Origin of the sequence: Rhizobium glycinendophyticum (assembly GCF_006443685.1) — a bacterium.
GTDB classification, from domain to species: Bacteria; Pseudomonadota; Alphaproteobacteria; order Rhizobiales; family Rhizobiaceae; genus Allorhizobium; species Allorhizobium glycinendophyticum.
The window spans coordinates 104031-116417 of sequence record NZ_VFYP01000001.1 but is presented as its reverse complement, the minus strand read 5'-3'; the positions used below and the strand labels follow the sequence as shown (position 1 = coordinate 116417).

General features: G+C 60.7%; 11 protein-coding genes and 1 riboswitch. Of the genes, 4 read left to right on the top strand and 7 right to left on the bottom strand.

The window, feature by feature from the left end; translation table 11 throughout:
* Position 1 precedes the first annotated feature (1 nt).
* The 7 genes from FJQ55_RS00530 to FJQ55_RS00500 form a co-directional block, all read right to left on the bottom strand.
* Positions 2 to 1081, bottom strand: coding sequence for an ABC transporter ATP-binding protein (locus FJQ55_RS00530; protein ID WP_140825800.1), 1080 nt, complete (start codon positions 1079 to 1081; stop codon positions 2 to 4).
* 45 nt (positions 1082 to 1126) lie between these two features.
* Positions 1127 to 2635, bottom strand: coding sequence for a glycerol-3-phosphate dehydrogenase (gene glpD, locus FJQ55_RS00525; RefSeq protein WP_140825799.1), 1509 nt, complete (start codon positions 2633 to 2635; stop codon positions 1127 to 1129).
* A gap of 90 nt (positions 2636 to 2725) precedes the next feature.
* Entirely contained in the window at positions 2726 to 3514 is a 789-nt protein-coding gene (locus FJQ55_RS00520; RefSeq protein WP_140829009.1) for a DeoR/GlpR family DNA-binding transcription regulator, read from the bottom strand.
* A gap of 75 nt (positions 3515 to 3589) precedes the next feature.
* Complete coding sequence (locus tag FJQ55_RS00515) at positions 3590 to 4600, bottom strand: FecCD family ABC transporter permease (RefSeq protein ID WP_140825798.1); 1011 nt, start codon at positions 4598 to 4600, stop codon at positions 3590 to 3592.
* A gap of 67 nt (positions 4601 to 4667) precedes the next feature.
* Positions 4668 to 5627, bottom strand: coding sequence for an ABC transporter substrate-binding protein (locus FJQ55_RS00510; RefSeq protein WP_140825797.1), 960 nt, complete (start codon positions 5625 to 5627; stop codon positions 4668 to 4670).
* A 16-nt stretch (positions 5628 to 5643) separates the two neighbouring features.
* Positions 5644 to 6438, bottom strand: coding sequence for an ABC transporter ATP-binding protein (locus tag FJQ55_RS00505; RefSeq protein ID WP_246084986.1), 795 nt, complete (start codon positions 6436 to 6438; stop codon positions 5644 to 5646).
* A 194-nt stretch (positions 6439 to 6632) separates the two neighbouring features.
* Positions 6633 to 6864: riboswitch (cobalamin riboswitch) on the bottom strand.
* Between the two features lie 96 nt (positions 6865 to 6960).
* Positions 6961 to 8256 carry an NAD(P)/FAD-dependent oxidoreductase gene (locus tag FJQ55_RS00500; RefSeq protein ID WP_140825795.1) on the bottom strand — a complete coding sequence of 432 codons (1296 nt, stop codon included), beginning with the start codon at positions 8254 to 8256 and terminating at the stop codon, positions 6961 to 6963.
* Positions 8257 to 8381: 125 nt separating this feature from the next.
* On the opposite strand from FJQ55_RS00500, the gene FJQ55_RS00495 reads away from it, so the two are divergent.
* From FJQ55_RS00495 to FJQ55_RS00480, 4 genes are all read left to right on the top strand, one after another.
* Positions 8382 to 8606 carry a hypothetical protein gene (locus FJQ55_RS00495; RefSeq protein ID WP_140825794.1) on the top strand — a complete coding sequence of 75 codons (225 nt, stop codon included), beginning with the start codon at positions 8382 to 8384 and terminating at the stop codon, positions 8604 to 8606.
* A 282-nt stretch (positions 8607 to 8888) separates the two neighbouring features.
* A complete protein-coding gene (locus FJQ55_RS00490) occupies positions 8889 to 9842 on the top strand; it encodes a sugar-binding transcriptional regulator (protein WP_140825793.1) in 954 nt (317 codons plus the stop codon).
* Between the two features lie 148 nt (positions 9843 to 9990).
* Positions 9991 to 11301: an ABC transporter substrate-binding protein gene (locus FJQ55_RS00485; RefSeq protein ID WP_140825792.1), complete on the top strand. Its 1311-nt coding sequence runs from the start codon at positions 9991 to 9993 to the stop codon at positions 11299 to 11301.
* Between the two features lie 197 nt (positions 11302 to 11498).
* The gene (locus FJQ55_RS00480) at positions 11499 to 12371 is read left to right on the top strand and encodes a carbohydrate ABC transporter permease (RefSeq protein WP_140825791.1); all 873 of its coding nucleotides are present in this window, start codon (positions 11499 to 11501) and stop codon (positions 12369 to 12371) included.
* Positions 12372 to 12387: the final 16 nt, after the last annotated feature.

Here is a 12387-nt window from a genome sequence, read left to right as displayed (position 1 = left end):
CTCACGCGGCCAGTTCGGGCGAAGCACCAAGGGCGCGGCCCTCGGCACCGAAGGCCATCAGGTGTCGGGTGTCGATGAAGACGTCGATGTCCCGGTCGGGTTCGATGTCGTGAATGCCGTGCTCAAGGCTGACCCAGCGGGCATTGCCGTACTCGACGTGGATGAAGCTTTCCGACCCGGCGATCTCCGATACCAGCGTGCGGGCCGTGAGACCGGCGGAGCCATCCGATGCGGACAGGGAGAGATGATGCGGATGGAAGGCAATCGTGACAGGCCCGTCCGGGATCGCGGCCAGATGAGCCGGGACCGGAAGAACCATCCGTCCATCACGCTGGAACTGGTTCGACACCTTCACCACGTCCAGGGTATTGAGCGGCGGATCGGCGAAGATGCGGGCCGAGGCGAGATCGGCAGGCTTACGATAGACCGAGATGGTGCTGCCGAACTGGGTGATGCGGCCTTCGCTGAGGGTTGCCGTATTGCCGCCGAGCAGAAGGGCTTCCGAGGGTTCGGTGGTGGCGTAGACGAAGATGGCGCCCGATTCGGCAAAGATCTTGGGCAGTTCTTCGCGCAGTTCTTCACGCAGCTTGTAGTCAAGATTGGCAAGCGGTTCGTCGAGCAGGACGAGATTTGCCTTCTTGACGATGGCACGGGCGAGCGCCGTGCGCTGTTGCTGGCCGCCGGAGAGACTGAGCGGCGTGCGATCGAGATAGGGGGTGAGCCGCAGGAGATCGGCGGCCTTGCGGACTTCGCGGTCGATCGTTGCCTGATCGACGCCCTTGACCCGCATCGGCGAGGCGATGTTCTCGTAAACCGTCAGGGCGGGATAATTGATGAACTGCTGGTAAACCATAGCGACCTGGCGCTTCTGCACCGGAACACCCGTCACATCGACCCCATCGAAGAAGACGCTGCCGGAGGTGGGCTTGTCGAGGCCCGCCATCAACCGCATCAGCGAGGTCTTGCCCGAAAGCGTGGGGCCGAGCAGGACGTTCAGCGTACCCCGCTGCAACGTCAGGTCGGTCGGGTGAATGTGATAATCCACCCCCACCATTTTCGAGACTTTACGCAGTTCCAACATGTTTCCTCGGGCCTCCTCCAAACCGTCGGTATCTTCGCTCCGGCCTCAGGCCGCAGCCATCAACCCCATATATCCGTCCAGCCCCTCTGCCTCCTCTGGCGTCAGGAACAGTCCCTGCTTCGTCCGGCGCCACAGCACATCTTCGGCCGTGACAGCCCATTCGCGTTCGATCAACCAGCGAACTTCCGCCTCGTATAGCGTGCCGCCGAAATAACGACCCAGATCCTCGAGCGTCCGTGCGGCACCAAGGATGGCACGGGCATCCGTGCCGTAGCAGCGGATCAGCCGCTCGGCATGGGCCCGCTCAAGGAAGGGATAGGCTGTCAGCAGCTTCTCTACCGTCGCCTCGTAGGCGTTGACGCCGAAATCACCGCCCGGGAGCTGGCTGCCGGCCGTCCAGGATGTGCCCTTCGAACCGATCGTCTCGCCGATCTTTTCCAACGCATGCTCGGCCAATCGGCGATAGGTGGTTAGCTTGCCGCCGAAGACGTTGAGCAGCGGCGCCTCGCCTTCCCTGCCTTCGACCTTCAGCACGTAGTCACGGGTCGCTTCCTGGGCCTTCGAGGCGCCATCATCGAAGAGCGGGCGCACCGCCGAATAGCTCCAGACGATGTCATCAGGAACGACCGGCTCCTGGAAATACTCGCTTGCCGCGCCACAGAGATAGTTCACCTCTTCGGGGCTGATGCGAACATCCTTCGGATCCTCGGTATAGTCGCGGTCCGTCGTGCCGATGAGGGTAAAGTCGCGCTCATAGGGGATGGCGAAGATGATGCGATTGTCCGGGTTCTGGAAGAAATAGGCGCGCGGATCGTTGAACTTCTTCTTCACGATGATGTGGCTGCCCTGGACGAGCCGGACATTGTGCACGTTGTTGCGGCCGAAGGCGCCAGCGAGCACCTGATCGACCCAGGGACCGGCGGCATTGACCAGCATGCGGGCACGGTGGGTGGAGACCGTTCCATCGCGCTTGCGGGTGGTGATGGCCCAGACGCCATCTTCGCGCTTCGCCGATGTCACACGCGAGCGGCTGAGGATGGTGGCACCGCGGATTTCGGCATCGCGGGCGTTCAATACCACCATGCGGGCGTCATCGACCCAACCGTCGGAATATTCGAAGGCCTTGGAGAAGATCGGCTTCAGCGGCTTGCCTGCCGGATCGCGGCGGAGATCAAGCGTGCGCGTTGCGGGCAAGAGCTTGCGGCCGCCGAGGTGGTCATACAGGAACAGGCCGAGGCGGATGAGCCAAGCCGGCCGGATGCCGCCCTTCTGGAACGGCAGGACGAAACGCAGGGGCCAGATGACATGCGGCGCCATCGCCCAGAGCACTTCTCGCTCCATCAGCGCTTCGCGGACCAGTCGGAATTCGTAATGTTCGAGGTAGCGCAGGCCGCCATGGATCAGCTTGGTGGCGCCTGACGACGTGCCGGAGGCGAAATCATTCATTTCCGCCAGGGCGACGGAATAGCCACGGCCAGCCGCGTCACGCGCGATCCCACACCCGTTTATCCCGCCACCGATCACAAACAGATCGTAGATAGGCTGCCCCGACATCGTTCCCCCCTGTTTTCGCACTGCAGCATTTGCTGCGATAGCGAAAGTCTGGATATCTAAAACGCAATTTAAACGAATGTCAAACGAAAGTTATTCGGCTTCGATCGCGGCTGTAGCGACGGATGTTTCGATCATGCGGACATCATTGTCGAGGCAAATCGAGCGGATGCTGTCGGAGGGACAGTGATCGGTTATGAAGGTCTGCACCTGCGATATATGGCCGATGCGAACGGGTGCGGTGCGTTCAAACTTGGAGGCGTCCGTGACCAGAATGACGTGTCGCGCGTTGGCAATGATGGCTTGGGCGACTTTCACTTCGCGAAAATCGAAATCGAGCAGCGCGCCATCTTCATCAATAGCGGATACACCGATGACGGCGAAATCAACCTTGAACTGACGGATGAAATCGACGGCTGCTTCGCCGACGATACCGCCATCCGACCCGCGCACCACGCCGCCCGCGATGACCACCTCGATCGAGGGAAAGACACGCAAGCGATTGGCGACGTTGATATTATTGGTAATGACCATCAATTCCTTGTGGTCGACCAGCGCGTCGCCGACCGCTTCGGTGGTGGTGCCAATGTTGATGAAGAGCGAGGAGTTGTCGGGAATGAGATCGGCTGCGGCCCGGCCGATCGCCTGCTTCTCGGTTGCTGCCATAGAGCGGCGCGCTTCGTATTTGACGTTTTCATTTCCGGTCGGGAATACGGCGCCGCCATGAATGCGGTTCAGCGCCCTGATATCGCAGAGATCGTTGAGATCCTTGCGAATCGTCTGGGGTGTCACGGCGAACCGGGCTGCCAGTTCATCCACGAGAACGCGGCCATATTCCTTGGCAAGCGCCATGATTTCCGTCTGTCGGGCCGAAAGCAGCATCTCCATCCCCTACTCTTTCGTTTTTCTTCAACCTAAGTCAAAACGAACCAAGGGCAACAGAAATTTGAACAATGCTTATCGACGCCTCAGAAGAAGAATGAAGGACAGTCCCCCGACGAGACCGGTGATCACGCCGATCGGCACGTCCTCCGGGGCCATGATCGTGCGGGAGACGACGTCGGCGAGGATCAGAACCACCGCGCCGGCCAAGGCTGACAGCGGGATGACGCGAACGTTGTCGCTGCCGCCGGTCAGGCGCACGAAATGCGGAACCAATAGTCCGACGAAACCGATGGCGCCGGAAAAAGCGACCATCACGCCCGTCAGCAGGGCCGTCACCACAAAGAGTTCCGCGCGAAAGCGGGCAACGGGCACCCCCAAGGTGGCTGCCGTTTCATCGCCCATGGCGAGCGCATTGATTTCGCGGGCACGCAGGACAAGGAAGACGAGGGAGGCGGCAAGCGTGACGGCCGGATAGACGAGATGGCTCCATTCGGCGAGGCCGAGGCCGCCGAGCATCCAGAAGATCACCGTATGCGCGGCGCGAGGATCGCCGAGGAAAATCGCGAGATTGCCGAGCGAGGTGGCGATGAAAGCGACTGCCACGCCCGACAGCACCAGCCGGTCCGGCGCGGCTCCGGTCATGCGGGTGACGGCGACCACGGCCATTGTGGCGCAGAGCCCGCCTGCGAAGGCGAACAGGGGCACGGTGATCACGCCGAAGATCAGGCCGGTGTGCAGAAGTGCGATGATCGCACCAAGGGCGCCGCCAGAGGATACGCCGAGCAGGTGCGGGTCGGCGAGTGGATTGCGGGTAATCGACTGGAGGGCGGCGCCAACGACAGCCAAACCAGCGCCGACCAGAGCGGCCAACAGGACGCGTGGCAAGCGCACCTCCCAGACGATGCTGTCGCGGCCGGCCGACCAGGTCTGCTGGAAAAGATCTGGTGCCGCGTGGTGACCGAGGATCGACCACACCGTAACCACCGGGATGCGCGCCGAGCCCAGCGAGACGCCAAGTGTGACGCAGAGGAACAGCAGGCCGAGCGCGCCCACCGTCCAGAGCAAGATCCTACTGCCGCGCATGCTATTTCATATCCCTGAATTCCCAACAGCAAGCAGCCCGGCTTTAACCGGGGGCCGCCTTCGGGCCTTACATGTTGCGCGGATGGAAGGCGTCGGCGAGGCGTTCGATCGCCGCGACGTTGCGAGGTCCTGGCGTCGCTTCGACATAGGCGAGCACCACGAAACGATCATTCTTGACGGCGTCGATGTTCTTGAAGGCCGGATTTTCCTTCATGAAGGCGATCTTCTGTTCGGCCGTGACATCACCGTAGTCAACGATGACAATGACCTCAGGATTCCGGTCGATGACCGGCTCCCAAGAGACCTCGGTCCAGCTTTTCTCGACGTCATCCATGATGTTTATGCCGCCGGCGGCTTCAATCATGGCCGTCGGGATGCCGAAGCGGCCTGCGGTGAAGGGCTTTTCCGTGCCGGAATCATAGACGAAGACGCGGACGGGTTCCTTGACGGTGCCGATCCGCTCCTGAATTTCGGCAAGCCCACTCTTGTAGCCGGCGACGAGCGCTTCCGCCCGGTCCTCGACGTCGAAGATGCGGCCGAGATTGAGGAGATCGACGAACATGTCATCCATGCTGGGCTTGGCCTTGGCCATGATGTGGCTGCAGGATTCCGTCAGTTCATAGACCTTGATGCCGAAGGGGCTCAGCGTCTCGGGCGTGACTTCGCCGCCGACCTTCATGCCGTAGTTCCAGCCGGCGAAATAGAAGTCGGCATCTGCCTCCAGCAGGACCTCCTTGCTGGGATATTTCGGCGAGAGCTCGGGCAGTTCCTTCACGCCTTCGCGCAGGCTCGCATCGAGCGTCTTCCAGCCGGAAATGCCAGTGTAGCCAACCATGTGGTCCTGCAGCTTAAGGGCCAGCATCATCTCGGTCAGGTTCACGTCATTGGAGATCGCGCGCTTCGGTGCCTCATCGAAGGTGACATCACGGTTGCAGCTTTTCACCGTGACGGGAAAGGCTGCGGCTGTCGAAGCGGCCAGAACAGCAACGAAAAGAGTGGCGGCGGAGAGCAAACGGGGCGTGAACATGGGTGGCTCTTTCAAATCAGGAACTGCCAAGGGAGAATGAAAAGCGAGAGAGACCGGCACCCGCCATCCGCTGACGCTCGGCGAGGACGCCGAAGGTGCCGGAGATGGCGTGATCAGTCAGGACCTCGTCCGGATGGCCGAAGGCGATCATTCGGCCAGACTGCATCAGTGCAACATGGGTGGCGAAATCGGCGGCCAGATTGATGTCGTGCAACGTGGTGACGATGGTCAGCCGCAGCGTGGCGAGCAGAGCCAGGATCTCCAATTGGTGGCGGATGTCGAGGTGATTGGTCGGCTCGTCCAGGATGAGGATCTCCGGATTCTGCGCCAAAGCGCGTGCCACGAGGACGCGCTGTTTTTCGCCGCCGGACAAAGTCGAGAATTGCCGGTTTGCAAGAGACAGCAGATCAAGATGTTCGAGCGCATGACGGGCTTCGTCACGGTCCTGGTCCGTCCAGCCGGTTAGCCCCTCGCGCCATGGCACGCGGCCCATCAAGACAACGTCCCGGACAGTGAACGGAAAATCCGCCGGCATTTCCTGCAGAACGACGGCTACGCGGCGGGCAACCTGACGCGGGGTCAGATCTGTGATATCATGACCGTCGATTTCCACCCTGCCCTCAAGCGGCGCGACACCGCGATAGAGGCAGCGCAGCAGGGTCGTCTTGCCAGCGCCGTTCGGGCCGACAATCGCGAGGCGATCCCCGCCCCCGATCGAAAAGGAGACGTCGCGCACAAGAAACTGCGAGGGCTTTGGTCCCCAACCCAGGTCGACTGCCCTGACGGATATGCCCCTGGTATCACAACTCACGTCCAACCCTCCCCAAGTGGAAGGCAGCCGTGGCGTCGTAAATTTCAGCAGCCGCGCTGAAACTATCGATGATGATGTCCGGCAAGTCTTTCCTCCGCAGGACTTCTCCGGAGGCAAAATGGCGCCCATGAACCTACGCCTGAGGCGCGGTCTGCAAGCCAGTTCGTATCCATCGGAACACCCCGTCCGCTACGTGTCTCACTCATTTGACGGCAGGTCTCCTGGCTTGCGAATATCTGTCGTCCATCTGCCTTCCCACGATCGCTCGCAGTGGCCCGGCGCTTTCGCGCCGCGAGAATGGACGGCAATCCGCTTACAGTTGCGGGGGCAGCCACGGTCTTGGTCCCTTCTGGGTCTTCCGCACCGTGTTCCCTATTAATCCCCTCGGAGTCATCCGGTGGGGGAACCGTCTCCCCATGAATAGAACCTCCGCCATAGACTGGTCAAGCACATCCTGCGTCGGCCCTTCTGATATGTAATAACATTACGTTCGTCAAGCCGTTTTCTGTCGGATACGGCGGGTCAATGAGGGCGCTGAGGATCTGCAGCAGGTGGCGGCATGATGTGCCCGACCGCATCCTCATCGATCAGCCGGGCACCTCTTTGCCGGGTGGCATAGCGCCACAGCCACTGGATGCTGACGAGAAGACGCTTTTCAAAATTGACCAGTAGCCAGACATGGACAATGGCCCACAGGAACCATGCTAGCCTGCCCTTCAGATGCCATCGGCCGAAGTCGAAGACGGCCGCGTTGCGACCGATGACGGCGGTGTTGCCGCGATTCTGGAAGACAAAGGGCGGGGATTTTGCGCCGGTTAGCAGTTCTGCCTTCAGCGCATTTCCCAGATAGAGCCCCTGCTGCTTTGCGACTTGAGCCAAAGCCGGCAAGGGTTTGCCGTCTGCATCGAGTGCAAGGGCAGTGTCACCCAGGGCGTAGATATTGGGCCGCCCGATCACGGCAAGACGGGGATCGACCGGGAGGCGCCCGGCGGGACCGGGCTCAACGCCCAACCAACGCGCCGCCGGCGACGCCTTGACGCCCGCGCCCCAGACGATGCAGCCGGCCGGCAGCCATTCGCCGGCCATTCGAATACGGTCCGGTTCGATGTCCTGGACGGCGGTGTTCAGGTGGATCTCCACACCGATGCGAGTGAGATAATTGGCGGCGTAGTCGGAGAGGTCCTGCGGGAAGGTGGCGAGGATCCTCGGCCCGGCCTCGACGAGAAGCACGCGAAACTGATCGCGCGAAAGGCTGTCGAAATCCTTGGCGATCATGAAGGAGCCGAGTTCGGAAATGGCGCCGGCCATCTCTACCCCGGTCGGTCCACCGCCGACGATCACGCTGGTTAGAAGCCTGCGCTTTTCGGCGTCGTCCGTGCTGCGCTCAGCCTGTTCGAAGGCAAGCAGAAGGCGGTGGCGGATCTGGCGGGCCTCGTGCACCGACTTCAGACCGGGGGCATGGTGATGCCACTCGTCATGGCCGAAATAATTGTATTCCGACCCGGTGGCGATGATCAGGCTGTCATAGGGAAGGCGGGCACCATCCGACAGCAGGATCTCCCTCCCCTCGCTGTCGATCCCGTTCACCTCACCCATCAGAACCCGGATGTTGCCGTAGCGGGCCAGGGTACGGCGGATCGGCTCCGAAACGTCCGCGGGTGACAGGGCGGCTGTTGCGACTTGGTAGAGGAGCGGTTGGAACAGATTGTGGTTTCGACGGTCAACGACAGTCACGCCGATATCGCTGTTTCCGAGCGCTTTTGCGCAGGCCAAACCGCCGAAGCCCGCCCCGATGATGACAATTTGTGGCTTCGTCATCCCATGCCTTTCCAGATCGCTTGAGGTTCACAGTGCATTCGACAAACAGAGGCGGAGGGCGAATGTTCCTGGGAACAGGTCGGGAGGTGTCCGGTTGGGAACGAACAGGCGCAAAGGAGAACATCATGGGCATGAACGCACCGAAAGACGGAAAAGCGGGCACAACGGACCAGTCACCCCGCTGGGAAGGGCCGCAGGAAAACCGGCCTCGCGGCTATCTGCCGGCAGCGGACGATCCGGATACCGACCGCGACGCGCAGGGCGAGAACCTTCAAGATCCCGTCAAACAGGATCTGGGCGATGCGATGAAGACGAGCGACAGCAAGAAACCAGGCAACTCCGGCAGCTAGGCACTGGAAGCGCAGCCGCTTGAGTTTCTGACAACGGCCGAATTTTGTTCCAGACATTGGAACATTCGCAAGAACCGCCCGTTATAAGGTGGACATTCTTCCCCCCAACCTCCCCCGGCAGCCTCAGGGCTCCCACCTCGGTCCCGCTTCGGCGGGACTTTTTTTCTGCGGTTCACGATGTTGACCGGTTCGCCCTCATGAACCGTTCTTCTGGTCCGGGTCGGTGCCGATTTGACAGCAGGCGGCAAAATTGGCAGCACTGTTCCAAAGGGAGGAGACGGCATGGCGCGGCGCAGTGAAGGACAGACGAGACTGGACGATGCGGCACGCGCGGGCTGGCTCTACTATGTCTCAGGTCGGACGCAGGACGAAATCGCGGCACTAATGGGTATTTCCCGGCAAAGCGCCCAGCGTCTCGTCTCACTTTCCATCGCGGAGCGCCTGATCAAGGTTCGTCTCGACCACCCGATTGCCGCATGCCTGGAACTCGCCGAAGCGCTGAAGAACCGGTATGGTTTGCGGCAGGTGGAGATCGTGCCTTCCGATCCCGAATCGGAGTCTGCCACGGTGGGCCTTGCCGAAGCCGGGGCAGCGGAACTGGAGCGCTGGCTGAAGCAGTCCGATCCGCTCGTCGTTGCCATGGGAACAGGGCGCACACTGCGCGCGATGATCCACCAATTGTCGCCAATGGAATGTCCGCAGCACAAGATCGTCTCTTTGACGGGGAACATCAGCCCCGATGGATCTGCGGCCTATTTCAACGTCATCTTCTCCATGGCTGATGCGATCAAGGCGCCGCACTATCCCATGCCGCTGCCGGTCATTGTCTCCTCACCGGAGGAGAAACTGCTGCTGCATGCGCAGCCACTGGTCGCACCGACGATTGCGCTGGGGCAGAAATCGAATGTGACCTTTGTCGGCGTGGGCGACATGGCGCTGAATGCTCCCCTTCTGGTCGATGGCTTCCTGAAGCGCGACGAAATGGAGGACCTGCTCAAAGCCGGGGCGGTTGGCGAAATCTGCGGCTGGATCTTCGGCGGGGACGGAAAGCTGCTCGACCATCCGGTCAACGAGCGGGTCGCCAGTCTGAATATTCCCTCCCGCGAAAGTTCGACCGTGATCGCCATTGCGCGCGGCAAACGCAAGCACGCTGCCGTCCATGCGGCAGTCCGGGGTGGTCACGTCAATGGCCTGATCACAGACGAAGATACAGCTCGATTGCTGCTGAAGCGCTGAGGCGGCGAAGTTTTTATCCATCTTCTTCAATAGCTTCCTCCTGTAATGCGGCATTGCAGCAATGAATCCCGCTTGACTTTGTGCGCGCCGTAAATGAGTAATTGCCCATGAGCAAAGCGAATGCTCATTTTTCTTCTGGGAGGAAGACATGACATTGAAGACGATTCTGCTGGGCGCCTGCTCAGCGCTGGCACTTGCCGGCATGGCCTCGGCCGAAACACTCACCATTGCGACCGTAAACAACGGCGACATGATCCGCATGCAGGGGCTGACGAGCGAATTCACTGCGGCCAACCCCGACATTCAGGTCGAATGGGTGACGCTGGAAGAAAACGTTCTGCGTGAACGCGTCACGACCGATATTGCCACCAAGGGTGGCCAGTACGACGTGATGACGATCGGCACCTACGAAGTTCCGATCTGGGCCAAGCAGAACTGGCTTCTTCCGCTCGACAATCTCGGCGCAGACTATGATGCAGCCGATATCATCCCGGCGATTTCAGGTGGTCTGACCGTTGACGGCAAGCTTTATGCAGCTCCGTTCTACGGCGAAAGCTCGTTCATCATGTACCGCAAGGATTTGATGGAAAAGGCGGGGCTCACCATGCCTGATGCGCCGACCTGGGACTTTGTTGCAGACGCCGCCCGCAAGATGACCGACCGCGCCACCGGCGTGAACGGCATCTGCCTTCGCGGCAAGGCCGGCTGGGGCGAGAACATGGCCTTCCTCACCGCCATGTCCAACTCGTTTGGCGCCCGCTGGTTTGACGAAAACTGGAAGCCCCAGTTCGACCAGCCCGAATGGAAGAACACGCTCGACTTCTACGTCAACCTGATGAAGGACGCAGGCCCGGTCGGCGCTTCCTCCAACGGCTTCAACGAAAACCTGGCTCTGTTCCAGCAGGGCAAGTGCGGCATGTGGATCGACGCGACCGTTGCGGCTTCCTTCGTGTCCAACCCGAAGGACTCCACCGTCGCTGACAAGGTGAGCTATGCACTCGCTCCCGACACCGGTCTCGGCAAGCGCGGCAACTGGCTCTGGGCATGGTCACTGGCTGTTCCGGCCGGCACGCAGAAGGCAGAAGCCGCTCAGAAGTTTGTTTCCTGGGCAACCAGCAAGGCATATCTCGAGCTCGTTGCTTCCAAGGAAGGCTGGGCCAACGTTCCTCCGGGCACGCGTTCATCGCTCTACGCTAACCCAGAGTACCAGAAGGCCGCTCCGTTTGCGAAGATGACGCTCGACTCGATCAACGCTGCCGACCCAACCAAGCCGACCGTCAAGCCGGTGCCTTATGTTGGTGTCCAGTTCGTCGCCATTCCTGAATTCCAGGGCCTTGGCACGACCGTCGGCCAGCTCTTCTCGGCGGCTCTTGCCGGCCAGATGAGCGTTGACGACGCGCTGAAGCAGGCACAGGACGCATCGACCGCGACGATGACGGAAGGCGGCTACATCAAGTAATTCTCCCGAAGTGAGGGCAGGGCCGCATTCGACAAGACCGGCCCTGCTCCGACCGGCCAGGACGGGCTCGGTCTTTTCAAATCCTGAAACGCACCAAGTGACGATTGATGCCAGCCGTGTCGACGTTTTGAGGCGGATCGGCATGGCGGTTCAAGAGCAGCAAGAGACCAAACGGTCCAGATAAACGGGAGGGAACCATGGCTACGCGACAGACCCAAACGCTTGCCCGGCTGATGATGGCGCCGTCCGTGGTTTTGCTGTTCATCTGGATGATCGTACCGCTTATCGTCACCCTGTGGTTTTCGTTTCAGCAGTACAATCCGCTGAACCCGATGCGTGACGGCTTTGTGGGTTTTGCCAACTACGCGCTGTTCTACTCGAATCCCGCCTTCCTCTCTTCGATCATTAATACGCTGCTGATCGTCGGCAGCGTTCTCCTGATCACGGTCATCGGCGGCATCCTTTTGTCCCTGCTGCTCGACCAGCCGATCTTCGGCCAGGGTATCGTGCGCATCCTGGTGATCTCGCCGTTCTTCGTCATGCCACCGGTTGCGGCACTGGTCTGGAAGAACATGATCATGCATCCGAGCTACGGTGTTTTTGCCGACATAGCGCGCTTTCTGGGTGTGCAGCCCGTGGACTGGTTCGCGCAATATCCGCTTTTCTCAGTCATCATCATCGTCGCCTGGCAATGGCTGCCCTTTGCGACACTGATCCTGCTGACCGCCCTGCAATCACTCGATCGCGAACAGATGGAAGCGGCCGAAATGGACGGAGCCAACTTCCTTGCGCGTTTCTGGCACCTGACGCTCCCGCATATGTCGCGGGCGATCACCGTCGTCATCCTGATCCAGACGATCTTCCTTCTGGCCGTCTATGCAGAAATCCTAGTGACCACCAATGGCGGCCCGGGCTATGCCTCCACGAACCTGCCCTTCCTGGTTTACCAGAAGGCCTCGCTCGAGTTCAAAATCGGCCAGGCATCGGCCGGAGGCATTATTGCCGTCATCCTTGCCAATATCGTCGCCTTCTTCGCCATGCGCGCGGTCGGCAAGAACCTGGACCGCTGAGCGGAACTAAGAGGAC